Here is a 26,979-nt window from a genome sequence, read left to right as displayed (position 1 = left end):
ATTGAGCTAGAAACCCTTTGGCAGGCATAATAATGCTGAATGCACGGATATATCTAGTTTACCATTTATGCAATTGAAATGTGGAACAGCTTATCTTCCAAAACTAGATGCTCACCAGAGTTTTTTCAAAAATCAAATAGGATTCTTGCATTTATCAAGTAGTTGCTAAAGCTGGTTCTGTCAAGAAATATTTGAGGCTTTCTTGCTGGGTGGCAAAATTTAAATATTGAGACGCCATTTCTGGTGTTAGCAACTCAATCATTAATCTGTTTTCTACCCAGAACTCAATCACATCAAAGAATGAATCGCGGTTACAGCGCACTACACGCCAACCTTCACGAGTACCAATTTGTTCAATTTCTTTCTGACTAATAGATACAGAGATAGCTGCATGAATATCAGTATACCTGGTAGTAATAGCAGTATGCACAAATACGCATTCTTCATCACCTTCACCAGGTTCGATTTGAGAACCTAAAGGATAAAGTTCAATGGCTGTACCGTATTCATCAAAAGGTATAACCATATAGCTTCCTGGGTTAGGAGGAAAAGGAACAGCTTGCGCCTTTAAGACTTCTGCCAGAACTTGGGCAACGTGGTTAGGGTTTTTAACAGCAATTGAAATATGGTGAATCATGGAATAACCTCAGTTCGATATTTTATAAATTAGGAAACAATCGGGGAAAACTAGGGGAAGCAGAGGAGAGAAAAATTCTAAATCTAAGCGTATTGAGTTTTATACAACTTGAATGCTCATTGAGGTCGTCCGTAATGACCTCGACCTTTGCCATCGGCGGTTTCAAGTACCAAAACTTGCTGTCCGTAATCGTTCTTCTCAATTGACCATTGGTAAGTCTCAGCTTTTGCTGTATTACGGCTAGAGTAAGTACGCCCAGTATTGCAGATTTGCCCCTTAGATGTGCTGTCAGTGGGCTGGAAGGTAAGGCGTTGAGATTCAACTTTCACTTTGCCTTTTTCCTCTATGAAGAGGTAAGACGCGCAGTTATAGGTGTTAATCTGAATTAGCCGATTTCGCTTGTAGTTACCATTAGATGCGAGTTGGAATTGATCGCTAGAGCCATTAGGGGCTGCTGATTGCCCTGTGTAACTGTCTTGGTATTGGACAGACGAGATTCGACCGTACCGCCACTCGCCTTGGAGTTCAGCAGGCACTCCAGTGTCGTTTTTGCCTGCCTGACTTGCGCTTGGGTAAAAAACAAGGCTAGCCGTGAGACTTAAACTCAGGAAACTAGTAGCGAAAAGGCGAGCAGCTTTTGGTATGGAATAGAGTTGCTTGTTTGTTGAGTACATAGGACTTCTGTAGAAATAGATTTTACGCAATAAACTGCAATCCATATTTATTTAAAACAGGCTGTAATTTTTCCATGTTTAGTAATGGACTATTTGCGACTTGACCCATTTCTTCATAAAAGGTTTTCGCCCCCTTAGGTGAAATTAAAACCAGAAATTTAGCAGTAGCAGAACGAATCTTGAAGGCGTGTGGTGCATTATGGGGAATGTTAACGAAAAAGCCTGGTGATGCCACAATTGTTTCTGTACCAACTTGGATATCTAGCTTTCCTTCTAGAACATAAAATGCTTCTTCCCAAGGGTGGGTATGTAGTGGCGGCCCATTTTCTTCTGTATCTGTAATTTCATAAATTGTCCAAGCTTGATTTGTCTCTTCTCCAGTTACTTTTGTTGTGAACTGTGAGCCAAGAACTGAGAATTGATTACCTTCTCCTGGTGCAAGAATAGTTGCTTTGCGGATGGTTGAACTTTGCATAATTCAGTTACTCCTTCTTATGTAATTTGGTAAGTGTGAGCGACAAACTTGATTTGATACTTTTAAGATTAGAAATTAATAGGGGAAAACTAGGGGAGAGAAATAGGTAGTTAGTATTTTTGTGTAAATGATTATTATGACATTGAACTAAGGTTAAAATCTCTAGAAAGAAATTAGTAGCCTATTCTGGTTAAAGTTGATATTGCCATGCCTCAAGAGTCACTCAACTTTCCGAAAGCAGACATACTGGTGATTGATGACACCCCAGAAAATCTGAACCTCCTATCTGCCATGCTGACAGAACAGGGATATAAAGTTAGGAGTGTAACTAAAGGTTCTACGGGGTTACGGGGAGCAAATGCAGTTCCTCCCGATTTGATTTTGCTGGATGTGAATATGCCTGAGATGAATGGCTATGAAGTCTGTGAACACTTGAAGGCAAACGATCGCACCCGTGAAATTCCGGTAATTTTTATCAGCGCTTTGGGTGATGTGCTAGATAAGGTGAAAGCCTTTGCAGTTGGTGGGGTGGACTATATCACCAAGCCTTTTCAACTGGAAGAAGTTTTAGCACGAATTGAAAATCACTTGACGATTTGGAAGCTGCAAAAACAACTCCAAGCCCAAAATGAGCGGTTACAGCAGGAAATTTGGGATCGTGCCAAAGCAGAAGAGAAGTTTGCTAAAGTTTTTCGCTCTAGTCCCAATCCAATCGCGATCGCTACTGTTGCAGAAGCTCGTTTTATTGATGTCAATCCCAGTTTCTTGAAGATGAGCGGCTACTGTATAGAAGAAGTGATTGGTGATACTGCTGCTGAACTTAATTTGGGTAAAAACACAGTTGCAATTGCCCAAACAATTCAACTTTTGCCGGAAACTGGATCGCTGTACAATCTAGAATTTGAATTTTCTACTAAGTCTGGAGAACTCAAAACCATACTGATATCTCTGGAATTGATTGACTTAGCTGGTGTGCTGTGTGCTTTATTAATTGCCAATGATATCACCGAACGCAAACGCTTAGAAAACGAATTTATTTCTTTAGTCAGTCATGAATTGCGTACACCTTTAACTTCCACAATGGGAGCATTAGATTTATTGGGTTCAGGACAACTAGGAACTTTGACTGAACAGGGACAAAAAGTCCTGAGTATTGCCACAACTAATACTGAACGCCTAATTCGTTTAGTAAATGATATTCTCGATTTAGAGCGAATGAAATCGGGTAAAATCTTCACGCGGAAGACAAAGTACAATGCCGCAGACTTGCTAATTATGGCAACGGAAGCAATGCAAGCAATGGCAGATAAATTACAAGTCAGACTGATTGTAAATCCTGTAGCCGTCGAACTTTGGGCAGATCCAGATCGCCTCTTGCAAACTCTCACCAATTTACTGAGCAATGCGATTAAGTTTTCTAAGCCAGGTGATACCGTGTGGATAAGTGCCACTCTTTCAGAATCCAAAGGCGTTGAGTCTAAAGAAAATCAGCCTTCATCACCCAACTTCCTGTTAATTACTGTCCAAGATGAAGGGCGAGGAATTCCTGAAGATAAATTGCAAATAATCTTCGAGCGCTTTCAGCAGGTGGATGCATCCGACTCCCGCAACAAAGGAGGAACAGGTTTAGGACTTGCTATTTGCCGAGATATTGTACAGCAACATGATGGTAAAATCTGGGTTCAAAGTATTTTAGGCAAAGGTAGCACCTTTTATGTGCTGTTACCTTTACCAGTTTCTAAATAAGTAGGTGGGCGTAAACAAAGTTAAATGGTGGGGGTCATCATTGGTCATTGGTCATTAGTAAGAGTTTAAGCCATATTTACGTTTCGTAACATAGTTTGGTTTATTCCCGCCTACCTACTTAACAGCTTTGAATTTACACAATCTCAATTATCACAGGATTTCCACAGCAAGGTTTTTAAATTTTAAATTGCTTAATTTTCCCCTACTTCTGCCCGATTGCATTCTAGAATAGCTGAAGACTAATCAAGCTAATCAGCATCACATATCATGCAAGAGTGAAAATATGAGCAGAAATATCTTGATTGTTGATGATGAAGAAGATGTGCAGGCGATCGCAAAATTGGGATTAGAAATGGGTGCTGGTTGGAATGTGTTGACTGCTTGTTCTGGTCGGGAAGCGTTGAATATAGCTGCCAATTCTAAACTTGATGTTATTTTACTAGATATGATGATGCCTGATATGGATGGGCGTACCACCCTGCAACAACTCAAGGCTAACCCCGTCACTAAGTCAATTCCAGTAATTTTACTAACTGCCAAAGTCCAAGAGTCCGATCGAGAAAGCTTTCATGGTTTAGATGTAGCTGCTGTCTTTGCTAAACCTTTCCGTCCCTTGAAGCTAGCAGCGCAAATCAGTGAAGCATTGGGCTGGGGCTGATCCAAACTAGGGGGACTGGGGACTGGGGACTAGGGACTGGGAGCAACGGGATTTTGTGATCAGGGGGAGCAGGGGAGACAGGGGGAGACAAACAAATAAGTGTATTCCGGGCTATTGCGGTAGTACAAAATACAAAACTTGTCTCTTCACTCCCGCTGCTCCCCCTGCCTAAGAAAGCTCTTTTCACAATGATCTCACTTTTTCGCGTTGCCCCCAATCCCCAATCCCCAGTCCCCAATCCTTAACTACAATTCATCCCAAACCACAGGAAAGGAATAATCAGAAAAAGCGGAAAAATCATGATTGTCACTGCGGGTTTCTTCATCCAGAACTTTGATAACTTTGTTATAGATGTCTTGTGCTTGTTGCGGGGAATCGCCGATGCTGGTTAATCCCAACTTGCCAAACTGCGAAAGGCAACCCATAAGATGAAACACTGTGCCCGTTTCTGTACCGCTGTCAAAGTGCAGTCTGTGGTGAGCAATGATATCCATTAAATCATTGGGTAATAATCCCTGATAGCGTTCTTTTTGCAGGTTGTCAGTGGCAATGTAGTATTTAGGACGACCTTGCTGACTATAAAATAAACCTGTGGAAAGGTCATAGCGGCCGTTCGTTAATAATTTCAGGGTCATAAATGGATGAGTTGTACCGCCTTTACGCAGGTTAATTTCGATCGCCTGAATATCCCAATCTCCATTACCTTTGTCAACAGCGATAAAATCTACGCCAAATCGCTCTAAAGTGCCTTTCTCTGCTAACTTTCTGCCAACTTGTAGTCCCAATTGCTGTAATTGCAATCGATATCTTTCATCAGCGGGAAAGCGACAACCAAGATAAATCTGACCATCTGGGCCTCCAAGAATTTGGTCGTGGGTTGAAAGGATTTCTACTTCACCTGTGGGTGTGATCCGTCCTTGGACGCTGGGCGATCGCTTAATTTTTCCCTCCACAAATGCTTCAGAAATTGCCCCTAATTCCGGGATTCTCCCCGAAAAATTATCCCAAGTCTCTTGTTTTGCTTGAAAGCGCATTGTTGAGAAGCGATCGCTAATTGCTGCTATCCTTTCAGCATGAGTAGCTTTTCCTGGTGCTAAATTCTCAATCGGCCTAAGATCCAGCAAGGCATTTCCCTCTCCAGAAATACCTTCATTGAGTTTTACCACTACCCGTTGTAATGTCGGTTGTCGTTCCCACAAATCAACAGTAGCCTTTGTCAAACTCGTGTGGTTCCAAACTTTTTCGCTGCCATCTGGATGTGGTACTCCACTTTGGGCGAAGATTTGCCGACTACCACTTTTTGTCCCCCAAATCTGTAAATCTGGTGCAGCAGCATACAGTGGTACACCTAATTTTAAAGACAATTCGCCTTCCCACTGCGAAGAGTTGTAGCAGATCATGAATGATTTGTCTAGCCTCAAAGATTGATGAATCCGCTCTAGCAAACGGGGACGTTCTAAAATCTTTTGACTAAGAGGCTTAAGGGAAGAATCGTAAGTAGAAAGTAACAGTAAGCGATTGCGAGCATGAGAAAAGGGAATTCCTGGCAACAGTTGCAGATAATAATCAATGATACTCGGATGCAACGGTACTGATGTTATGTAAATCAGCCGAGTTCGGGGATTTCGCAATCGAATTAAGGAAAATAGTAATCTTTCTTCATAATGCTCGCAGCCTTCGATCTTTCGGAGTTCGTGCTGGTCGAGACTCAGAGAGGGAATAATTAAAATATCTGCTTCACTATTATCAAATAGTTCGCTAGTTTTCCAGCGATCGCGCAGGGTTAATTGTAAGTGGCGGAACTTTTCAACCTGTTCTAACTCGGAAATATTTAGTGTTGCCATAAATCATCCCTGCCCTCTAATGATCTCAATGTAGCGCACCACGCAAGCTTTTGGAAGATGTAGAGTTGCCGTGTCAAGATTCAGTTAATTTTGCAATAAATTTTAGGAAGTCTGCAAGGATAAATCAAACTCTAGCAACCCGCAGAACAGCCACTTATTTAATTTATTTTCAGTCTTAAGGTTGAGCTAATTGCAGCTTACTTTACCTCTAGAGAGCGATAAATTACAGCAACATAATGGTTAACTTGAATGCAGATGAAAAACTCATCTGTTTCATTAAATCAGAGTCGTATACTTATTTTCAATTGTCATATAAGCTGCATCCAATTACTAGAAAAATAAGTAAGTTTGTCAAACATCCAGGATATAAATGTCTAAAATTCCAAATGGCTAGTGAGAGTCAAAGCAAAAACTAAACCTTGGGTTTAATTTTCGATCCAATGTTTAGTTTTTAAATGGTGAATGGGAGAGAATGCTCCATTAACAGTGACCAATTCAATATTCAATTACCAAGACAAAAACTATGGCTAAATCAAAAGAACAAAAAGGAAAAAAATTGCAACCGCCACAGCAACAAGAAGCACCGGGTATTGAATCAGAAATGACACCAAAACCCAAAGCAGATGATGCTCAGTATCGGGGTAGTGGTAAGTTACAAGATAAAGTAGCATTGATTACGGGTGGAGATAGTGGTATTGGTCGTGCTGTTGCGATCGCATTTGCTAAAGAAGGCGCAGATGTGGCGATCTTTTATCTCAACGAACATGACGATGCCAAAGAAACCAAACATTTGGTAGAACAGCAAGGGCGTCGCGCAGTTACTATTGCAGGTGATATTGGCGATGAAACTTTTTGTCAGCAAGCCATACAGCAAACAGTTGGTGAGTTTGGCAAACTCGATATTCTTGTCAACAATGCCGCCGAACAACATCCGAAAGAAAGTATTGAAGAAATCACCGAAGAACAACTAGAGCGAACTTTCCGCACTAATATATTCTCGATGTTTTTCATGACTAAAGCTGCACTCAAGTATTTACAAACGGGCAGTTCTATTATCAATACCACATCGGTAACAGCTTACAAAGGTAGCCCACATCTCTTAGATTACTCCTCTACAAAAGGTGCGATCGTTGCCTTTACTCGTTCCCTATCACAAAATTTAGTGTCAAAAGGAATTCGCGTTAATGCTGTCGCGCCAGGGCCAATTTGGACACCTTTAATTCCCTCAACTTTTCCTGAAGAGAAAGTTGAGACTTTTGGAAAACAAGTACCAATGCAACGAGCCGGACAACCAGAAGAAGTTGCTCCTAGCTACGTATTTTTAGCCTCTGACGATGCTTCTTATATCTCTGGACAAGTGCTACATGTTAATGGTGGAGAAGTTATCAATGGGTAGGTAGAATAGCTAGGAATTATTTAATTTTGGATTTTGGATTTTGGATTTTTCTTTTAATCCAAAATTTGAAATCAAAAAATTAAAACTACTAGAATTTGAAGTCATAAATTTTTACTTATTCGCTCTTAATTCTACCCTCCTTTTCTCCCATTAGAGGGATGAGTCAAGGTTGAAATCTTGATAATCTATCTAACAGCGTACATTTCAGAAATAATAACTACGTATATGGCATCTCTTACACCACTGCATGGCACAGAATTAGTAGATTGTGCTAGAGCAAATGCCAAGCAAGGAATTGAAACTGCTGCATATCAATGTGGCTATGGTCAAGACCTCAACAAATTTGCACAAGAACTCAGACAAGCTTGTGAAGACATGAATTTGCAAGTCAAAGAACTCAGTGGATTGATTACTGAACAGGACTTGATATTAGAATTAGGTACTGGCGAAATTATTGCTCCAGAGACGGAATCAGAATTGTAAAAGTTAGTCATTGGTCATTGGTCACCGGTCATTAGTGAAGAGGGTGCGATCGCTACTTCTAATCATCCTTGCAGAAAATAAGCCCAGAGAGTAGCGATCGCACTCAGTACAGCCCACCATGAATCAATTCAAAATTCAATTAAGTGGAACGTAGTGAAACCCAACATCAGCAATAGACGTAGATTGGGTGGAGCGAAGCACAACCCTACAGATATCAGGATATTGGCTTTGGCAAAGCCTCCAACGCCACTTGCTACAACTCTCTTAACCCGCGCAACGCAGTGTATTAGTGTCAACTTAACGTGAAAGCAAGTCTATAACTAGCTTTTAGATTGCCTCGTTCCCAGTCGGAGACTGGGAATGCTTGTCTTTGAGGCTCCGCCTCAAGACTCGCGGCAGAGCCGCTTTTGAGTTGTATTTCCAGCCTCCAGCTGGAAACGAGATTTGAAAAGGGTTTCAGCTTAATTTGATACTAATGAACGCAGTGGCTCCCCAACCTACAATTTTGGGGCAAAATTTTAACCTTGACGCGCCACTACAGTACCTAATTTCGTTCAAAACTCAGTACACCTTTATTCCTTCTTCCCAGTCCCTTACCTCTACGAGTGATTCAGAAATCAAATAGACATCTCCAGAAAAGAAAAAAGACCCCTCTCCAAACCTCTCTCCGTTTCGGTGAGAGGCTTTAAAACCCCACTTCCCTTGTAGGGAAGGGAGGAAGGGGGGTTAGGTCTGCGTGCAAATTTGTGGTCTCTAAATCATCTTTTCCGGAGATGTCTAATCGGATTGCTATATATCTTTGCTGTTTGTTGTAACCAAGAGAGGAATTGACAGTCAAGATGAAGCATATATAAATAATACCTTTTTTAAATCTTTAAATATTACAAATTTTCTTTATGCAATTTTCATATAATTAATAACCATCTGGATGAAAAGTATGGGATCATCCTGTAGTTGGTAATTTTCACTTAAAGATCATCAAAACTTTGATATTCCTTTAAAAAAGGACATATCAATGTGAATATTTAAACAAAATTCCACAAAGAAGATAGACATAACACCGAGTTCTAGTGTCAAATGTGTAGTTGATTAATCCAAGAACAATACTTAAAAGTAAATATGTAATACTGTTACTTTAGACTACTTAAGTATTTATCTATCGCGATCAAGTTTTGCTTTATCTCAAATTTTATGCACCTGCACATCATTGAGATTAAAAGTTCTAGAGAATGGTGATTTATAATTTTTGATTAAATTCACCAAAACTCAGAAAGTTTATCAAAAGAAAACAAGGATTAGTAAGGACTAATAAGCCCTTCAGCTAATCTTGAGTATTTCTTGTTATACGCGGTTTTCTACATCTTCTTACTATATCTCTGCTTCCAGAGAAGATATAGGGAAGTATGTTTTCGCGTCATGCTGTCATACTATTTTATTTTAATGTTGATACAAATAAACAGCAAATTAGTAAATCAAATTAACACAGGAGAATATATATGAGAAATAATTTGTATCAGAAATTGAGTGAAATAGTATCCACACAAATGTTAATAGGCAGACAATGATTTGCTCATAAACATACTTAGGCTATACTCATCACGCATTTTTTGTTAAAAACATTAAACATAAAACTAATCCCAAATTATTGATTATGGCATTAGTTTTAGAACTATTTTGAGGCATATATCTCAATGAGTGCAAACAATCAACTGCTATCAACACCTGTAATTCCAACACTTACTAATACAACAGACCCATTGGCTATCAGCAGTCCTGTCTCTCAGGCTAGCGCCAGCGTGCTATCTCAGGGAAATGGGCTGACAGGACAGTACTACGACAACATCGACTTCACCAACCTGAAGCAAACCCGCACAGATGCAACGGTAAACTTTAACTGGGGTGATGGTTCTCCAGATCCTTCCGTGGGTGCAGATACCTTCTCAGTGCGTTGGACAGGTCAGGTGCAAGCCGAGTATAGCGAAACTTACAATTTTTACACCACGGCTGATGATGGTGTGCGGTTGTGGGTGAATGGTCAACAAATCATCAATCAGTTTGTCGATCAACCAGCCACAGAATATAGTGGCTCAATTGCACTGGTTGCAGGTCAGAAGTACGATATTAAACTCGAATACTACGACAATCAATACGAAGCTGTTTCCCAACTGGCTTGGTCAAGCACCTCTCAGACCAAAGAAATTATTCCTCAGTCTCAACTGTATAGTAATGCCAGTAATACTAATACACTTGCGCTTGCATCTCCTGTAATTGGTAACGGCAACGGACTCCAAGGACAGTACTACGACAACATCGACTTCACCAACCTGAAGCAAACCCGCACAGATACAACGGTAAACTTTAACTGGGGTGATGGTTCTCCAGATCCCTCCGTGGGTGCAGATACCTTCTCAGTGCGTTGGACAGGTCAGGTGCAAGCCGAGTATAGCGAAACTTACAATTTTTACACCACGGCTGATGATGGTGTGCGGTTGTGGGTGAATGGTCAACAAATCATCAATCAGTTTGTCGATCAACCAGCCACAGAATATAGTGGCTCAATTGCACTGGTTGCAGGTCAGAAGTACGATATTAAACTCGAATACTACGACAATCAATACGAAGCTGTTTCCCAACTGGCTTGGTCAAGCACCTCTCAGACCAAGCAAATTATTCCTCAGTCTCAACTGTATAGTAATACCAACACACCTCCTACACCTCCATCTCCTGTAATTGGTAACGGCAACGGACTCCAAGGACAGTACTACGACAATATCGACTTCACGAATCTGAAGCAAACCCGCACAGATGCAACGGTAAACTTTAACTGGGGTGAAGCTTCTCCAGCACCCACTGTTGGCGCTGATACCTTCTCAGTGCGTTGGACAGGTCAGGTGCAAGCCGAGTACAGCGAAACTTACAATTTCTACACCACCGCTGATGATGGTGTGCGGTTGTGGGTGAATGGTGTACAACTCATCAATCAGTTTGTCGATCAATCAGCTACAGAATCTAGTGGCTCAATTGCACTGGTTGCAGGTCAAAAGTACGATATTAGACTCGAATACTACGACAATCAGTACGACGCCGTTTCCCAACTTGCTTGGTCAAGCGCCTCTCAGACCAAGCAAATTATTCCTCAGTCTCAACTGTATAGTAATACCAACACACCTCCATCTCCTGTAATAGGTAACGGCAATGGACTCCAAGGACAGTACTACGACAACATCGACTTCACCAACCTGAAGCAAACTCGCACAGATGCAACGGTAAACTTTAACTGGGGTGAAGCTTCTCCAGCACCCACTGTTGGCGCTGATACCTTCTCAGTGCGTTGGACAGGTCAGGTGCAAGCCGAGTACAGCGAAACTTACAATTTCTACACCACCGCTGATGATGGTGTGCGGTTGTGGGTGAATGGTGTACAACTCATCAATCAGTTTGTCGATCAATCAGCTACAGAATCTAGTGGCTCAATTGCACTGGTTGCAGGTCAAAAGTACGATATTAGACTCGAATACTACGACAATCAGTACGACGCCGTTTCCCAACTTGCTTGGTCAAGCGCCTCTCAAGCCAAGCAAATTATTCCTCAGTCTCAACTGTATTCAGCAGCTATTCAAACCGCTATCACATTAGGATCACCTTCTGCGACTGTGAATGAAGGTAGTGGTAGTGTTACTGTAACTCTACTTAGGACTGGTGATTTAAGTGGCACATCTTCAATCAAGTATGCAACTATAGCTGGTACTGCCACAGCAGGAGTTGACTACGGAAGTGAAGGCGTGGAAAGCGCTGGGACGGTTATTTTTGCGCCGGGACAAAGCAGTGTACAGGTGTCTATTCCGATTATTGACGATTCGTTACCAGAACCCGATGAAACCTTTAGTTTTGTCATCGATCAAGCAGTGGGGGCAACACTAGGAGTTCAAAGAACTATCGGAATTACCATTCAAGACAACGATCGCTCTAGTATCGACTTCTCTCAGCCAGTAGTTAATGAGGGTGACGGTTCTGTTACGGTGACAGCTACACGAGGTAACGCTACGGGGGTCGCTAGTGTAGACTACACAACCGTAGATGGGACTGCTAAAGTTGGAACTGACTATCGGGCTGTATCTGGAACCTTAAGTTTTGCAGTCGGACAAACTACCAAGACCATTGTCATCCCCATTATTGATGACAACATTGGCGAATCAAATGAAACATTTTCTTTGAGATACAGTAATGCAGTTGGAGTGCAGCTAACTAATACACAGTCAACTATCACTATTATTGATAATGACTCTGGTAACTTTGCTCTAGATACAGTAGCTTCTGGTTTGAATCAACCTACAGCTTTTGACTGGTCACCTGACGGCAATACCCTGTTCGTTGCCCAGAAAGATGGGACAGTGCGGGTTGTGAAAAACGGCACTTTATTAGCAACACCATTTATCAATATTTCTGCACAGGTAAATAATACGCGCGATCGCGGTCTCTTAGGCATTGCCGTCAATCCAGGTTTTGGTCGAACTCCCAACGGCAACAACTATGTTTATCTGTTGTATACCTACGATCCACCAGAAACCAATCCAAACAATCCTAATAACAATCGCAATACCACATTAGACGATCCTGACCAAAATGGAAATCGTACTGCACGGCTGAGTCGTTTTACAGCCGATCCCAACACTGGTTACACTACTGCGATCGCTGGCAGCGAAGTTGTGCTACTAGGTACAAATGGCACTTGGGCGAATATCAGCCATCCAGATGGAAATAGCACAGATGTCTCACTTGGCTATGCACCATCAGGAATTATCAACAGAGTTACTGGTAGGCCCTTTACTAGCTTGCAGGATTATCTCAATAATCTTGATAAAGTCCAAAATGTCCAGAATTTTATAGCCAATGACAGTGAATCTCACTCAGTTGGTTCTATTCGCTTTGGTACTGATGGTTCTCTGTTTGTTAGCTTAGGAGATGGTACTTCCTACAATGGGATAGACCCCCGAGCAATTCGCGTCCAGGATAAGAATAATTTGTCTGGTAAGATCCTGCGGATTGACGCGATTACTGGTCAAGGTTTAGCAACTAATCCTTTCTACAACGGCGATCCCAATAGCAATATATCCAAAGTTTATGACTTAGGTCTGCGTAACCCCTTCCGTTTCACAATTGATAAAAGAACCAATACCCCCTACATTGGTGATGTTGGCTTCGCTACTTACGAAGAGGTAAATGTCGGCAGACCAGGAGCTAACTTTGGCTGGCCATTCTATGAAGGTGGATTGGATGCAAATGGCAATATCGTCAACCTGAAACAACCAGCTTACGCTAGTTTAGCTGCCGCGCAAACCTTCTACAATAGTGGCACACCTGTAACAGCACCACTGTACACTTACAAGCATTTTGCTTCTAATTCAATCCTCGTGGGTGATTTTTACACAGGTAGTACTTTCCCTTCAATCTATCAAGGTGCTTTATTCGTTGGTGATTTCAGTCAAGGAACTATCGATGCTTTAATCTTAGATAGTCAGGGTAAAGTTGTCTCAGTTAAGCGATTTGCTTCCCAAACAGACAGACCTAATCTAGGACTGCCTACACAAATAACCACTGGGCCCGATGGCAATTTGTACTACGCAAACTTGACCGGAGGCCAGATTAATCGCTTCCGACCTGTTTAGTGATGACCTGAAGGAGGCATAAGGCAGGAGGTAGAAAGTAAGCTTTTTATACCTGATTTTGAATCCTGTACTTTATGCCTCATCTAGTTGAAAACTGCTGTATCAGTGAACAGTCGCATAACTGTTCACTGATTTTACTTAAGATAACTTTGTCAAAAATCCCAACAATTTTTTGGTATTTGATGTCAGCAGTGTTCGACGATAAGCGTCAGCTGCTTTTTTAATCGCTTCGGCTTGAGTGGGATAAGGATGAATTACACTGCTTAATTTACTCAAACCGATTTTATTTACAATTGCCGTAGTCACCTCTGAAATCATCTCACCTGCGTGACTGGCAACAATAGTTGCACCAATAATTTCATCAGAACCCTTTTTATGGTGGATTTTGAGAAATCCTGACTCTTGATCATCTGCGATCGCTCGGTCTACACTACTAAAAGGTATCTGAATTGTTGTCACCTCAATACCCAATTTCTGCGCCTCGTGTTCATACAACCCTACATGGGCAATTTCTGGGTCAGTATAAGTTACCCAAGGCATCACCAGACTACTGAGTTTCGAGCGTCCCAAGCCAAAGGGAGAAAACAGGGTATTTTTAATTACAATCCGCGCCGCAGCATCAGCAGCATGCGTAAACTTCCAGTTCATGCAGATATCGCCAGCTGCATAAATTTTGGGATTGGTCGTCTGGAGGTAATCATTTACCTTCACGCCTTGGTGCTTGTCGTATTCTACACCCACAGCTTCTAAATTTAGATTTTCGACATTTGGCGATCGCCCCGCACCGACTAAAATTTCATCGACAGTCACCGAATCTCGATGACCATTGCTAGAAAAGTAAAGCCGTTTTCCCTCAGTGACAGTTACCACTTCTTCCAACTTGGAATTCAGTACTACCTGAATTCCTTCGCTAATCAAAACCTTTTGGAGAATTTTAGCAGCCTCAGCGTCTTCTTTATTCAAAAGATGAGAACCACTATGGAAAAGCACCACCTCACAACCCAAACGCCGAAAAGCTTGCGCCAATTCGCAACCAATGGGGCCGCCACCAATCACCGCCAAATGTTCCGGCCGTTGAATTAGGGAAAAAACCGTCTCATTGGTCAGATAACCCGCCTGTTCAATTCCTGGAATCGAGAGTTGTGCAGCTCTTGCGCCAGTAGCAATTACAGCTTTTTTAAACTTGAGGGTTTTGTCGCCAACTTCCACGGTATTTTTACTTGCAAATCGACCGCTACCCAAAAAGACATCGACACCCAAGTTTTGAAACCGCTCCGCCGAGTCATTATGGCTGATATCAGCTCTTACCCGTCGCATCCTGGCCATAACTTTGGAAAAATCAACATCAATATTATGTTGGGGAATATTAACTCCTAAATCTTTGGCATTCAATATTTCGCCAACGACGCGAGCAGAGCGAATAATAGTTTTAGATGGTACGCAACCAACATTTAAGCAATCCCCACCCATAAGATGCTTTTCAATCAACGCTACTTTTAAACCCAAATCCAGACCTGCTGCACCCGCCGCCACCACTAATCCCGCCGTACCAGCACCAATTACTACCAAATCGTAAACATCGGCGGGTTGAGGATTAACCCAATTTGGCGGATGGACGTAAGACAGCAACTTTTGATTATACTCATCTACTGGGCGAACTGTGACTCTCTCGAATTCAGAATTGGTCATTGGCGAAACCTCTTTTAAGAATTGAAAATACTAAAGTCAACATAAATTTGGAGACTGGTGTTCTTTCTTTTGAATGATTGTTTAATAAGAATTACATCTTTGCACTGTTTTATCGGTTTGAGAATTGACAAATAATCTACTTTGCTGAAATAGCAGGAAGTTTTCAAACGCATAGGCGCAACTCTTGGAGACGCTACGCGTAGCTTACTTCCACGTACTCTTACAGAGAAGCAAGCTACGCGCAGCGTGCCGTAGGTAAGTGGTACGCCTTCCCGCAGGGAAGGGGCGCTGAGTCAACGCACAGAGAAGTCTGAACGGTGGGGACACAGAGTTTTGTCAAAAAAATATTAAGAAATCAACAAATTTAATTAATTTATGCGGCTTACCCTGGCTGAGAAAATCCCTGGCAAGCGTCAATAATACAAGATACTGTGCTGTTTACAAGGTTCTCCATCGTATGGAGACTGATTGCCGGTTCAGAAAACGGAAAATTCCAAAATATTTTTCCCTGAAAAGTTGTGACAGTTGCACAGAAAACACCTCCATAAGCAGCGAGCGATGGTATGAAGCTGATTTCTTCTATTTCGAGTGAACCGTAAACTCTGGGGATGTTTACTCGACCCACGTTGCTGACAGATATCGTCGCCAATACTTCATCAGGTCGTCTGAGAAGTGACTCGACATTATGACTGAACGTCAATACTCTGCTGAACACGTCGCCCTGCTCTAAACCAGCGTCAAGCCGTTGTTTTATATCCCGTGCTAATTCCCAGAATGATGCATTTATTTGTAGGGTGTGAAATGATATCAGAGATGAAGTCAGCACTATCATGTTCTCATTGCTAACAACTGGTTTTAGACGTTGGCGTAAATTAACAGCCGTTCGGCAGCTCACGCGCACCTCATTAGTCTGACCTGCACTGATTTTTCTCACCACTGCAAATAGCATCGCTGCACAAAAAGCACCTTGCAGTGTTGTCTTCTCATGCCTGCAAGTATTTATAAGCTGCTGAGTTAACTTGGCGTCTAGCTGTCTGTGGATAAAACCACAACGTCGTAACTCCATCGAAACACACTTCTCAAAACCCAAGGTTTCAACATTTAAAGGTTCTAGTTGGTGACACAGGGTTTCTTTCCTCAACCCATTTGTCGATTTAGGCAATAGCTCTTCGACGGGTGGAAGTGTGGGCAAGCTAATAACTTGAGTTATTGGCTGATTAGAACCAAAACTCTGGAAATATGTCAATATTTCTGAGTACAGTTGAAGGCATGACAACCCATCTGATATAGCGTGATGCACTGTTAGGATTAGATAGTTTACACATGATTCATTCGTGCGATTCGTTGATTAGTGAATCACGGTAATCAGTCCGTAAATAACTAATCCAGCCCGACAGCAGATTACTGTCATTAAAGGCTGAACTCTCGGTCAGATGCGAGTGAAAGCCTTGCCATTCAGACTCAGAATTGACTCCTTACCTGCCCACACCGAACAAGCTCGGTTCTTGTAGAGTGAAGCTGGGAACAGGGCGCAATCAGACGACCGTTGCGGGTTGACACTGGCGCTAACAGGGAGTTCCTATGATGAAACAGAGCCTAGAAAAGCGACTTATCGTGGGGCAGGGCGCAACGCAAAATCCCTGACCTAACTGGTACCAACCATAGCGGATAGAGCTTGGCAATGCCTTGCAAAATATGCACTAGAACCAGCACACGAAGCCACTTTCCACGCACGGAGCTACGGGTTCAGAACTGGGCGCTCTGCCCACGATGCACAAATGTACATCTTTAACAACCTTCGCTCCAAAGCCAATGGAATAGAAAAACGAGTTATCGAACTCGATATCGAAAAATGCTTCGACAGGATTAACCACTCAGCAATAATGGATGAACTCATTGCCCCCAAAGGCTTAAAACTCGGAATCTTCCGATGCTTAAAATCAGGAGTCAACCCAGAATTCCCCGAACAGGGAACCCCACAAGGGGGAGTGGTCAGCCCATTACTAGCAAATATTGCACTCATCGGGATTGAGAATATACACAGATACCACGCAAATCAAAGATACAGTATCACTGATAAAACCTCAACCAAGGATATCAGAGAGCCATCAACCCGATATGCGGATGACATGGTTATTATACTCCGACCCGAAGATGACGCGACAGAGATACTTGAAAGAATCAGCGAGTTTCTCCGCAAACGCGGAATGAATGTAAGCCAAAAGAAAACCAAAGTTACCGCCGCGACAGATGGGTTTGATTTCCTCGGATGGCACTTTAAAGTCCAGAAAAACGGAAAGTTCAGAAGTATCCCATCAATGGATAACTTCAAAGCGTTCCGTAAGAAAGTAAAACACATCGTCAACAACTCGAATTATGGTGCTACCACAAAAGCTGAGAAATTAGCCCCGGTAGTTAGAGGGTGGAGAAATTACCATAAGTTCTGCAAAATGGACGGGTCTAGAAACTCGTTACACCACATTGAAAAAAGAGCTTACACGGTATTCAACAAGGAAACCAAGCAAAACCGCCACTCTAGCAAGAAATTACTAGACAAGGCATTCCCAGCAGTTCCTTACTCCGAAAATAAACACGTCATGGTTAAAGGAACACAATCCCCCTATGACGGAAATACAGCCTACTGGAGCGAACGCAAAAGCAAGCTCTACGACGGCGGAACCTCTATTGCTCTTAAGAAGCAAAACCATAGATGTGCCTCCTGCGGTCTGAAATTCATTGATGAGGAACGGGTTCACCTGCATCACATCGATGGAAATCACACCAACTGGAAGAAAAATAATCTTGAAGCAATTCATGAGAGTTGCCACGATTACAAACACATGAGCAAAAGCGAAAGCTAAGAACATCGGAAGCTGGGTGCGGTGAAAATCGCACGCCCAGATTTAACTGAGAGGTGCGGGAGATAATACTCCCCATCGACTCAACCATTGGCAGAACGAGTACAGCTCTGAGCAAACCTTTGCTACTATCAATTTTTTCATTCAGCTCTTCCAAAACGACATCAGTCCACTGTTGATTGTGTAACTTGTCTACAATACGCAAAGGAATTAAAGGCATCTCTCCAGTTTGAAAGCGGAGATTATCTAAGGAACCAACAATACAAGAATTAAGAAGAGGGTGACGACACTGTACAAGGTCTAGAGCCTGTCTGACCATTTCTGCATTTAGGGGGCCTTTGATGCGACCAACTGTTACAACTGAGAAACCTCCAGCATCACGATTTAAGGTTTCCATAGCTTTCTCTATGTTGCCAAGTTCTCTGTTATCCATAGCGAATCTTCGGATTCCACACTCACGTTAATTTAGATGCGTTTGCCCTGGGGTTTTATCTGCAAACCTCAATTTGTGACAGAGTTCAAAGGATAGAAGCTATAAAACCTCATCTTCTAAAGCTTGCCGGGCAATACGGGTAATATAAATCGTCACGGTGACTGTGGCAATTAAACCTAAAATCCTAATTGCCCATTGTAAAGTCGGGTTGCTAGGTTGAGCTTCAGTACCAATCATGGCAAGATTACCTGCAAGGGAACCAATATAAACGTACATGATGGTTCCAGGAATCATGCCTAGAGAGCCGATGAAGTAATCTTGAAGTGAAACTCCCGTGATGCCAAAGGCATAATTGAGCAAATTGAAAGGAAATATGGGGGAGAGTCGCGTTAACAGGACAATTTTTAATCCTTCTTTACTAACCGCTTGGTCAATGGCAGCAAAGTTTTTGTTATCTGCGATTTTCTGAGCAACCCAACTTCTTGCTAAATAACGTCCCACAAGAAAAGCAGCCGTAGCGCCAAGGGTTGCACCAATAAATACGTAGAGAGAACCCCAAACTACACCAAAAATTACACCAGCCCCCAAGGTGAGAATAGAACCAGGGAAAAAAGCAACGGTAGAAATAACATAAAGTCCAATAAAAGCTATGGCTCCCACCGCACCCAGGCTATCAATCCAGTGCAAAGCATCTTTTAAAATTGCTTGAGGATTGAAAGAATTTAGATTTGCAGATTCTTGTGCCAAAGCTGGGTCTGTGTTTAACGAAAAAGTGGTCGCCAATATCAGTAATATTAATACACTGAAGCTAAAAAAATTCTGCAATTTTCTGACATCAATACTTTTAGATATCTGAATGATTGTTAGTTTTTTCATGAATTGTTATTTCTTCTATTGCCACACTTTGAACTAATTCTTTCTGAGCAACTTTTGTGATATACACAGTTACCGCAATGGTAGCAATCAACCCAACCACTCGCATTATCCATTGCCAAACTTGAGTTTCTGGAGCAATTGCTTGATGCGAGGTGTCAATCATGGCAAGATTACCAGCTAAAGAACCAATATAAACATACATTACAGTGCCGGGAATAATGCCGAAGGAACCTAATATATAGTCTTTGAGAGAAACCTGTGTTACTCCAAAAGCATAATTTAATAAATTGAAGGGAAAGACGGGTGAGAGACGAGTTAGCAAAACAATTTTCCATCCTTCTTTCGCAACTGCCAAATCAATCGCTTTAAATTTAGGATGTTTGTCCATTTGTCGAGAAACCCAATCCCGCGAAAGGTAGCGTCCAATAATAAAAGCCAAAGTTGCTCCAATTATTGCAGCAATTAGCACATATACTGATCCCCAAAATACTCCAAACAGACAACCAGCTTTGAGAGTTAGAAGCGAACCTGGTATAAACAGTAATGTTGCTAAGTTGTAAATGACTATGTAGGCAATAGGCCCAAAAACACCAAGACTGTTAACCCAAAGAACTAATATCTGTAAAAGCCCCTGAAAGTTTAACTGTTTGGCAGCAATTATTAGAGTGACAATGAGGCAACTAAGGAGTAGTAGTTTGAGTTTGGATTTTAGTATATGCTTTCTCATTTTTACAAGTTTTATGTTCAGAATATCAACACCTCAAACCTAATGTTACTAAGATATACTACTTAAATGAGAAATAGATTAGAGAATATTGAAAAATTAATTAGCTGTCATTACATACAGCTAATTATCCCATTTAGGGATTGTTAAATATCAGACTAAATATTGATTAAAAGCCAATTTAAAATTGTTTATTTTCCTACTTGATTGTTCTTTCAATATTCATCTAAATTGTCATCAATAGACTCTGTCTAAAAACAAGTTTAAAAGGGTTTGATCTTAAGTGCTTTTATAAATTAAGTAATGAATTTAATTGATTTCCAAGATTATCAATAAAAATATTTTATACTAAGATTTTTTTATAAAATTATTAAACTCCTAAAAGGGGGTAAAATATTCAAGTAATAATGTTGACTTTACCAGTGTCAATATCGTAACAAGCACCAACAATTTTTAGCTTACCTTCACGGATAAATTTAGCTAAAATAGTTGAACTTTCTTGCAATTTTTCAGTTTGATACTGAATATTGGCTATAACCACATCCTGCATATTATTATCACCTGTGCTGAACTTTACCCTTTCTACAGATGGTTTGATGCCCTCAATAATTAAACCAATTCTGCCAGGAAGTGGTTCGTTTTTGATTGCTTCTGCTACTGCACCGCATCTTCGATGACCCAAAACCACAATCAACTGCGAACCCAATACTGCTGTAGAATATTCCAGACTACCGATCACCGTGTCACTGACGACATTACCAGCAACTCGCACGACAAATAAATCTCCAAGTCCTTGATCGAAGACGATTTCCGCAGGTACTCTAGAATCTGCACAGCCCAATATGGCAGCAAAGGGATACTGAGCTTTAGCAACTAATCGTAGATGTTCTAGTGATTGATCGGGATATTGACGTTTTTGCTGAATAAATCTTTGATTACCATCCAGCAAGCGTCTGACGGCTTCATCTGGACTGATTTGATTAGGATTAACTGGGTGAATATCAGCAACAGCAGTTTGCTCTGAATTCCAAAAGCTATCACTAAAACTAGTAGCTGCAATACCTACCACACTGGCGAATTTTAAGAAATCACGCCGCCCTAAAAATCCATTAATTCGACTCATCAATCTACCTGACAACAACAAAACTGTTCCCAAGAAGATATCAGACTTAAGCAAGATGTAAGAGTACCTTCTTACACGATTTAAGAGTCATTTAATCTTCACATTAGAGCAGATTTTAAAACCTATATACTGTACATATTGACTGTTATATGCGTCAACTAAATTCCATATTATTTGTCAAATTGAAAGCCACGGTTAGCCAGAAGTAGGATGATTTTTCTAATACATCATCTTCTAGTAACGAAAAAGTATAATTTCTGTCAAAAGTTAAAACCCTCTATTGTTTGTATTTCCTGTCTTTTTGGGAATACTTAATAGAGTACTGGCTATAGATATGGCTTTTTTAAACAAAATAAACTGGAATTTACTACGTAAAAATGCTCCAAATAGCTCTGGGATAGTTCCCTCTGCTCCCAGTTCACAACCTTTAGTGCAAAAGCAACCTGCGACATCATCAACCCCTAAAAACCTTGCTGAATTAGAGCATGAAATAGAGTTAGAGAGGCGGGTTCTCAAAATACCCCCTCAGCAACTACATCGTAAAGCCAAGCGGGGTATAGGTAATAGACTTATTTGGATAGCAATACTTATAGGCATTCCCAGTGTTGTAATTTGGGTGGCGAACCAACCTTACCCAGTGATTCGTCGTCCGGTGATGCTCCATGCACCTTTTTTGTTGCTACCCAGCTACATCAGCATGGATAATCACTATCGGCAGGCGTTGGTATCAGTTGAGCAAGCTGAACAATTGATTGAAAAAGCTACTAGTCCTGCTGATTTGGCTTTGGGAGAACAGAAGCTACAAGAAACACAAAAACATTTAGATCAGTTACCAACTTCCTTTGTCAACGATTGGTCACAATATAGATATTGGTGGTATGACTCGCGATTCAGCATCTACAGTTTTAATGCATTTCGGAGTAAAGTTGGGCAGCTAGAAGCTCAGGTTTTTCAAGAAAAGAATGCTCAGTCGTTGCTTACCGATAATATGCAGACCTTCTTGAATGCAAAACAGCAATATGAACGGGCGACAACAGCAATTGATAAACAGACTGCAATAGCTGCTTGGCAAACAGCCCTGAATCAATTTGAGCAGATTCCTGGTCAAACTCTGGCAGGAAAAACTGTACAAAATCAACTAGATAATTATAAGCGTGAGTTTCAGGAAGTTGTTGGATTGGCAGCGGGGAACGATCGCATCAGTGCCTTAATCACCGCAGCGCGACAATTTTCTTGGCAAGCTGCTAAAGCTGGTCAAAATCCGCCGCATACTGTTACTGAATGGCGACAGATAGAAAATTTGTGGATAGAGGCAATTGAACGGTTGAAGGAAATTCCTTCAAAAGATGTAGCAGGTTATACCGAGGCACAGAAGTTATTAGCAATTTATGAGGCTAACTTAGGTCAAGTTAAGGTTAGACGGCAAGCTGAGGCGGATGCTGTGGAGGCTTTGGAGGCAGCGCAACGAGAGATCGAAAGATTGCTGGCTTCAATTCCTGCGGATGCTCATGATGGAGAGCGCAATCGTGTATTGAGCCAATTGCAAAGTATTATTCATCAATTAGAAAAGGTACAAAATGGCACAACAACCTATTTGAAAGCTCAAGAATTACTACTATCAGCAAATAATAAATTAAGACAATTACAGATTAAATAAATGGTAGCGATCGCCTGGGTATGTTAATATCTCCGCCAAAAATATTTACAACAGAATGAATCGGCTGTAGGCCCCTACATCCATATCAGGTATTTCCTGAAATGTTATAAGTCCATTTGTACTATGTGTTTTCTGGTTGATTTCTAGCCAGTTGTAGTGAAGCGGTGACTTTGGCGCTGCATCCACCTTAAGGTGGTTCGGAGAGCGTCAGCGTCAACAACTGGCCATTGGGTGGGATTTTTGAGACGGGAATTAATCCCTTGTAGAATTTTCTCAATTTCCCTGTAACCCTGCTGATATATCAATTAAAACTGCAACAAAAAAATTTTGGATGCCAAATTGCCAAAAGCGCTCAACATAATTACAAATTGCTAATGAGGATTCTGGCAAATAGGGTAATTTACGTTTTGGTCAATTTTTCCTCAATGAATGTCCTGTTTTGTCTTTTGACTAGCTGTAGATGTGATTAGAAACGCAAGGATTATTGGGGAGAATTCTTTGAGCATCGAAAACGACGGTCGCGGCAGTGGCAGGATTTATATTAGTTATAGAATAGCGTAGGCGCAGCCTAAACTAGGCATCGCTATCGCCTAGTGAAGCTCCTATATTAAGCTGGTGTTATGTTGAATGGGGCAAGAGTGATTAAGAAGGATTAATGTCTCTTACCCGCTCCCAGATATAGCTCACCCACTTTCGGGTCATTCAACAATTCTTCACCAGGGCCGGAGATCGCATCACGTCCCGACTCTAATACATATCCACGATTAGCCATCTCTAAAGCCTTACGGGCATTTTGTTCTACTAATACGATCGCAGTACCAGCCTGATTAATTTGTTTAATCTGCTCAAATACTTGTGTCACCAAAATCGGCGACAAAGCAGCAGATGGTTCATCTAAAATCAGCAAACCAGGTTCCAACATCAAAGCTTTGCCCATCGCTAACATCTGGCGTTCTCCTCCAGAGAGAGTACCAGCGCGTTGACGACGGCGATCGCTTAGTCTGGGGAACATGGTAAATATTCTATCTTTAATTGGCTTCAGGGGAACGTTAAGCACAAAAGCACCCATCTCCAAGTTCTCTTCAACACTGAGGGAGGGGAAAACATTGGCGATTTGCGGTACGTAGCACATTCCTCGTTGGACAATTTGATTGGACTTTAGCCCCACGATATTTTCACCTTTGAAGGTAATTGTCCCTGTGTGGGGAATCAAAAGCCCAAAAATTGCTTTTGCCAAAGTAGATTTACCCGCACCGTTGGGGCCAATCACTGTCACCAACTCCCCTGGTGCAACCTGAAAATTCACACCTTGCAGGATATCTACATCTTTGATGTATCCAGCGTGGACATTTTGAACATCTAGTAAATAGTCATTTGTCATTGGTCATTTGTCATTGGTCATTGGTCAACAGTCAAACATAACTATTGACTGTTGACTATGGACTATTGTGGGGTTTTTTGCAACTCTGGTCGTTCTTCTGCAAGAATTGCCCCTTCTACTGGGCAAACTTGGAGACAGATGCCACAGTCGATGCAAGTGGCAAAGTCAATCCAGTACCAATCAGTTCCCTTGGCATTTTTGCCTGGGCCATCATGAATACAAGCTACTGGACAGGCATCTACGCAGTCAGCAACGCCTTCACAGACTTCTGTAACAATTGTGTGCGGCATGTTCTCGATTCCCTCTTTTCTGTATCGGCTATTTCTAGCCTAGCAGGGGAGAAATTAATTCAAAATTCAAAATTCAAAATTCAAAATTAAAGAACTTCTGCCTCCTCTTTCCCAATGCCCAATGTCCACTAAAGCAATGATTCTATTTCTGGCGAGCCATCAGCTTTGATCCAGGCAATTTGGGCTATGCTGCGATCACCTGCATATTGGCGAATAGCATCAGCATCCCTTCCTCCTAAATCAATTTCTACCCGCACCAAATCAGTGGAATCTCTGAGTTTTTGCGCGTAGGCAAAAGCGGCGGCGTTAGCACTGGCTGTCTCTGGTGCTACTAACCAGTCACTCGCTGGAGTTACCTGTGGTAATTGCTGAGTTGATAACAAAACCTGGTATAAATCTTCGATATTCAGTCCAAAACCAATTCCGGGAATGTTTTCTCCTTGAGGGTGATATAGCCCCAAAAGCTGGTCATAGCGACCACCACGCCCTAAAACTCTGGCTTGGGATTCGGTATCGTTGACAACCTCAAAGACAATACCAGTGTAGTAATCTATGGTCTGGATCAGGCTGAGATCGAGGATTAACGGCAGTTTTTTCTCGGATTCTAGTAATTCTACTAGGGATTTGAGGTTATTTACTGCCTCTCGCTGTTCTTCATCAAGATCCAAACTACTGACTTTTTGCAACACATCTGCACTTGGCCCGCGTAAATCCAGGATGATTTGGGCACGATCGCGCAGTTTGTCGCTCAGGGGTAAATTATCTATGGCAATGCGATCTAGATGAGCGATCGCACTGCGAACTTGATGTTGGAGATTGTCAGGAAAGGCACTCAGGAGCGATCGCGTAATTCCCGCCTCACCTAAAATTAAATGCCATCCCTGCAAACCCAGTGCTTCTAAACAGTCTGCTACTAACAGCAGTACTTCAGCATTCGCCAGCAATCCGCCAGCACCTAGCAACTCCACCCCAGCTTGATAAAACTCTTGTTGGCGATTGTGTCTACTTTCCCAAGTGCGGCGAAACACATTGGCATTGTAGTACAGCCGTTGTGGATAACGCAGACCTGCCATCCGAGTGACAACAGTACGAGCAATAGAGGCTGTTAATTCTGGACGTAGCCCTAACTCATCATCTTCGCCATTTTGTTGTAGTTGAATCACCATCTGACGCTGAATTGCTTCCCCTGCCATTAGGGTATCCATCCGCTCTAAAGTCGAGGTGATAATCCTGTGATATCCCCAACGATGAAACACCTGTTGTAACCGCTCTTCAATCCAGCGTTTTTTCTCCACATCCAAGGGCAATAAATCCCTGGCTCCCGCTGCTGGTTGATACACCATTATTTTTTCTTCCCACCAAACAAACCACCGAACAAACCACCACTACCAGATTTATCTGGTTGCTTATCTCCATTATTGGGGGATGAAGTCACCTTATGATCGCTAATTTGTTGTCCTAAAGCCTTATCTATTTTAGGTTTCCATTGCAGAGCCGTTTCGTCACTGGGGTCTAGTTTTAAAGCATTGTCAAAGTGGATTTTTGCCATTTTTAACTGATTTTGCCTCAAATACACCATTGCAATTAAGCTATGGCAGCGACTATTTTTCGGTTCTAGCTTTAGGGCCTCTTGCAACTCTACTTTGGCTTGGGCAAACTGGTTTTTCTCAATCAAAGATTGAGCGCGACGAACATACTGTTCTACAACCAAGCCATCTTTTGCTGGCGTTGGTGCTGGCGCTGGTAAGGGATTTTTTGGTGTATTTTGCTGAGGCGTAGCTGATTGGACTTTGGGTTGAGCCGGTGGCGGTGCTGTGGGTGATTTGCTCACACTCCGCATTAAATATACTAAATTCAATTCGCTAGCTTGGGCAATGACTTGCAGCGCTTGCTCTAAAGAATCATATTGGGTTTGGGCTAGTTTAGCGATCGCAGTTTTATAGAAATTATCGACATTAGCCGCCTCAACTAACTGTCTAGCCAAGTCGGTGTTGAGAGTTACCGAAGTAGACTCTTGTACGAGGCGCTTGCCAATTTGCGACAAAATTAGAATATATTCAGTGCGAGTGCGATCGCCGACAAGTTTTTCGTAAGCTGGGTTAACCAGCTTTGATAACAATTCGTTACCTAGCTCTTTTTGAGCAGCAGTTTGAGTAAAACTACTGTCTGGATGCAAACGGCGGGCGACTTGGAGATAGCGTTTGCGAATCTCTTTGACATCCGCATCAACTGGAACGCACAATACTGCGTGATGATCTATGAAATCATATTTAAATAGTCCGCGGTCTATTTTAAAAGACATATAGAGGTTTTACGCCAAAGGAGCAGTTCGATTCCTCTTAGTTTACCCAAAGTCGGGGGGAAAGCCC

The 26,979-nt window shown here is 41.9% G+C and carries 19 protein-coding genes and 1 pseudogene; 7 read left to right on the top strand and 13 right to left on the bottom strand.

Annotated elements, in window-relative coordinates; genetic code table 11:
• Positions 1–154 precede the first annotated feature (154 nt).
• From V7L07_RS21765 to V7L07_RS21755, 3 genes are all read right to left on the bottom strand, one after another.
• Positions 155–637 carry a hypothetical protein gene (locus tag V7L07_RS21765; protein ID WP_335060973.1) on the bottom strand — a complete coding sequence of 161 codons (483 nt, stop codon included), beginning with the start codon at positions 635–637 and terminating at the stop codon, positions 155–157.
• Positions 638–753: 116 nt separating this feature from the next.
• Entirely contained in the window at positions 754–1,311 is a 558-nt protein-coding gene (locus tag V7L07_RS21760) for a hypothetical protein (RefSeq protein ID WP_335060972.1), read from the bottom strand.
• Between the two features lie 22 nt (positions 1,312–1,333).
• Positions 1,334–1,786, bottom strand: coding sequence for a cupin domain-containing protein (locus V7L07_RS21755; protein ID WP_335060971.1), 453 nt, complete (start codon positions 1,784–1,786; stop codon positions 1,334–1,336).
• A gap of 207 nt (positions 1,787–1,993) precedes the next feature.
• Between V7L07_RS21755 and V7L07_RS21750 the strand changes: the two genes are divergently transcribed.
• A complete protein-coding gene (locus V7L07_RS21750) occupies positions 1,994–3,532 on the top strand; it encodes a hybrid sensor histidine kinase/response regulator (RefSeq protein ID WP_335060970.1) in 1,539 nt (512 codons plus the stop codon).
• 283 nt (positions 3,533–3,815) lie between these two features.
• The gene (locus V7L07_RS21745) at positions 3,816–4,190 is read left to right on the top strand and encodes a response regulator (protein WP_335060969.1); all 375 of its coding nucleotides are present in this window, start codon (positions 3,816–3,818) and stop codon (positions 4,188–4,190) included.
• A 245-nt stretch (positions 4,191–4,435) separates the two neighbouring features.
• Here V7L07_RS21745 and V7L07_RS21740 read toward each other — a convergent pair whose 3' ends face one another.
• Complete coding sequence (locus tag V7L07_RS21740; RefSeq protein ID WP_335060968.1) at positions 4,436–6,034, bottom strand: peptide ligase PGM1-related protein; 1,599 nt, start codon at positions 6,032–6,034, stop codon at positions 4,436–4,438.
• A gap of 523 nt (positions 6,035–6,557) precedes the next feature.
• On the opposite strand from V7L07_RS21740, the gene V7L07_RS21735 reads away from it, so the two are divergent.
• The 3 genes from V7L07_RS21735 to V7L07_RS21725 all read left to right on the top strand — a co-directional run bounded on the left by V7L07_RS21735 (position 6,558) and on the right by V7L07_RS21725 (position 13,579).
• A complete protein-coding gene (locus V7L07_RS21735) occupies positions 6,558–7,430 on the top strand; it encodes an SDR family oxidoreductase (RefSeq protein WP_335060967.1) in 873 nt (290 codons plus the stop codon).
• 225 nt (positions 7,431–7,655) lie between these two features.
• Positions 7,656–7,913 (top strand): hypothetical protein, encoded by a 258-nt coding sequence (locus tag V7L07_RS21730; protein ID WP_335060966.1) that lies wholly within the window; start codon positions 7,656–7,658, stop codon positions 7,911–7,913.
• 1,691 nt (positions 7,914–9,604) lie between these two features.
• On the top strand, positions 9,605–13,579 hold the full coding sequence (locus tag V7L07_RS21725; RefSeq protein WP_335060965.1) for a PA14 domain-containing protein: 3,975 nt from the start codon (positions 9,605–9,607) through the stop codon (positions 13,577–13,579).
• Positions 13,580–13,717: 138 nt separating this feature from the next.
• Here V7L07_RS21725 and V7L07_RS21720 read toward each other — a convergent pair whose 3' ends face one another.
• Positions 13,718–15,268, bottom strand: coding sequence for a mercuric reductase (locus tag V7L07_RS21720; RefSeq protein WP_335060964.1), 1,551 nt, complete (start codon positions 15,266–15,268; stop codon positions 13,718–13,720).
• 382 nt (positions 15,269–15,650) lie between these two features.
• Positions 15,651–16,514: a phthiocerol/phthiodiolone dimycocerosyl transferase family protein gene (locus tag V7L07_RS21715; protein ID WP_335060963.1), complete on the bottom strand. Its 864-nt coding sequence runs from the start codon at positions 16,512–16,514 to the stop codon at positions 15,651–15,653.
• 406 nt (positions 16,515–16,920) lie between these two features.
• Between V7L07_RS21715 and V7L07_RS21710 the strand changes: the two are divergent.
• Positions 16,921–18,129: pseudogene (locus tag V7L07_RS21710) on the top strand (group II intron reverse transcriptase); the annotation flags it as partial.
• Between the two features lie 529 nt (positions 18,130–18,658).
• On the opposite strand, the gene V7L07_RS21705 reads toward V7L07_RS21710, so the two are convergent.
• The 3 genes from V7L07_RS21705 to V7L07_RS21695 all read right to left on the bottom strand — a co-directional run bounded on the left by V7L07_RS21705 (position 18,659) and on the right by V7L07_RS21695 (position 21,282).
• A complete protein-coding gene (locus V7L07_RS21705) occupies positions 18,659–19,435 on the bottom strand; it encodes a TVP38/TMEM64 family protein (RefSeq protein ID WP_335060962.1) in 777 nt (258 codons plus the stop codon).
• Positions 19,404–20,162, bottom strand: a complete 759-nt coding sequence (locus V7L07_RS21700; protein ID WP_335060961.1) for a TVP38/TMEM64 family protein — start codon at positions 20,160–20,162, stop codon at positions 19,404–19,406. The genes V7L07_RS21705 and V7L07_RS21700 overlap by 32 nt, the downstream gene beginning before the upstream one ends.
• A 394-nt stretch (positions 20,163–20,556) precedes the next feature.
• Entirely contained in the window at positions 20,557–21,282 is a 726-nt protein-coding gene (locus V7L07_RS21695; protein ID WP_335060960.1) for a carbonic anhydrase, read from the bottom strand.
• 334 nt (positions 21,283–21,616) lie between these two features.
• Here V7L07_RS21695 and V7L07_RS21690 point away from each other — a divergent pair, with 334 nt between their 5' ends.
• Positions 21,617–22,939: a hypothetical protein gene (locus tag V7L07_RS21690; RefSeq protein ID WP_335060959.1), complete on the top strand. Its 1,323-nt coding sequence runs from the start codon at positions 21,617–21,619 to the stop codon at positions 22,937–22,939.
• Between the two features lie 652 nt (positions 22,940–23,591).
• Here V7L07_RS21690 and V7L07_RS21685 read toward each other — a convergent pair.
• From V7L07_RS21685 to V7L07_RS21670, 4 genes are all read right to left on the bottom strand, one after another.
• Positions 23,592–24,320, bottom strand: a complete 729-nt coding sequence (locus V7L07_RS21685; RefSeq protein WP_335060958.1) for an ABC transporter ATP-binding protein — start codon at positions 24,318–24,320, stop codon at positions 23,592–23,594.
• A gap of 62 nt (positions 24,321–24,382) precedes the next feature.
• Complete coding sequence (locus V7L07_RS21680) at positions 24,383–24,610, bottom strand: indolepyruvate ferredoxin oxidoreductase subunit alpha (RefSeq protein WP_292717925.1); 228 nt, start codon at positions 24,608–24,610, stop codon at positions 24,383–24,385.
• Positions 24,611–24,738: 128 nt separating this feature from the next.
• Positions 24,739–25,953, bottom strand: coding sequence for an ATP phosphoribosyltransferase regulatory subunit (locus tag V7L07_RS21675; protein ID WP_335060957.1), 1,215 nt, complete (start codon positions 25,951–25,953; stop codon positions 24,739–24,741).
• Positions 25,953–26,912 (bottom strand): J domain-containing protein, encoded by a 960-nt coding sequence (locus V7L07_RS21670; RefSeq protein WP_335060956.1) that lies wholly within the window; start codon positions 26,910–26,912, stop codon positions 25,953–25,955. The genes V7L07_RS21675 and V7L07_RS21670 overlap by 1 nt, the downstream gene beginning before the upstream one ends.
• Between the last annotated feature and the right edge of the window lie 67 nt (positions 26,913–26,979).

This window comes from Nostoc sp., assembly GCF_036916985.1.
Lineage (GTDB): Bacteria > Cyanobacteriota > Cyanobacteriia > Cyanobacteriales > Nostocaceae > Nostoc.
This window is presented reverse-complemented; position numbering and strand designations above follow the sequence as displayed.

Excerpts from the sequence above, each read along its gene's own strand:
- V7L07_RS21765 (WP_335060973.1), bottom strand. The coding sequence starts at position 637 with ATGATTCACCATATTTCAATTGCTGTTAAAAACCCTAACCACGTTGCC.
- V7L07_RS21760 (WP_335060972.1), bottom strand. The coding sequence starts at position 1,311 with ATGTACTCAACAAACAAGCAACTCTATTCCATACCAAAAGCTGCTCGC.
- V7L07_RS21755 (WP_335060971.1), bottom strand. The coding sequence starts at position 1,786 with ATGCAAAGTTCAACCATCCGCAAAGCAACTATTCTTGCACCAGGAGAA.
- V7L07_RS21750 (WP_335060970.1), top strand. The coding sequence starts at position 1,994 with ATGCCTCAAGAGTCACTCAACTTTCCGAAAGCAGACATACTGGTGATT.
- V7L07_RS21745 (WP_335060969.1), top strand. The coding sequence starts at position 3,816 with ATGAGCAGAAATATCTTGATTGTTGATGATGAAGAAGATGTGCAGGCG.
- V7L07_RS21740 (WP_335060968.1), bottom strand. The coding sequence starts at position 6,034 with ATGGCAACACTAAATATTTCCGAGTTAGAACAGGTTGAAAAGTTCCGC.
- V7L07_RS21735 (WP_335060967.1), top strand. The coding sequence starts at position 6,558 with ATGGCTAAATCAAAAGAACAAAAAGGAAAAAAATTGCAACCGCCACAG.
- V7L07_RS21730 (WP_335060966.1), top strand. The coding sequence starts at position 7,656 with ATGGCATCTCTTACACCACTGCATGGCACAGAATTAGTAGATTGTGCT.
- V7L07_RS21725 (WP_335060965.1), top strand. The coding sequence starts at position 9,605 with ATGAGTGCAAACAATCAACTGCTATCAACACCTGTAATTCCAACACTT.
- V7L07_RS21720 (WP_335060964.1), bottom strand. The coding sequence starts at position 15,268 with ATGACCAATTCTGAATTCGAGAGAGTCACAGTTCGCCCAGTAGATGAG.
- V7L07_RS21705 (WP_335060962.1), bottom strand. The coding sequence starts at position 19,435 with ATGAAAAAACTAACAATCATTCAGATATCTAAAAGTATTGATGTCAGA.
- V7L07_RS21700 (WP_335060961.1), bottom strand. The coding sequence starts at position 20,162 with ATGAGAAAGCATATACTAAAATCCAAACTCAAACTACTACTCCTTAGT.
- V7L07_RS21695 (WP_335060960.1), bottom strand. The coding sequence starts at position 21,282 with ATGAGTCGAATTAATGGATTTTTAGGGCGGCGTGATTTCTTAAAATTC.
- V7L07_RS21690 (WP_335060959.1), top strand. The coding sequence starts at position 21,617 with ATGGCTTTTTTAAACAAAATAAACTGGAATTTACTACGTAAAAATGCT.
- V7L07_RS21685 (WP_335060958.1), bottom strand. The coding sequence starts at position 24,320 with ATGACAAATGACTATTTACTAGATGTTCAAAATGTCCACGCTGGATAC.
- V7L07_RS21680 (WP_292717925.1), bottom strand. The coding sequence starts at position 24,610 with ATGCCGCACACAATTGTTACAGAAGTCTGTGAAGGCGTTGCTGACTGC.
- V7L07_RS21675 (WP_335060957.1), bottom strand. The coding sequence starts at position 25,953 with ATGGTGTATCAACCAGCAGCGGGAGCCAGGGATTTATTGCCCTTGGAT.
- V7L07_RS21670 (WP_335060956.1), bottom strand. The coding sequence starts at position 26,912 with ATGTCTTTTAAAATAGACCGCGGACTATTTAAATATGATTTCATAGAT.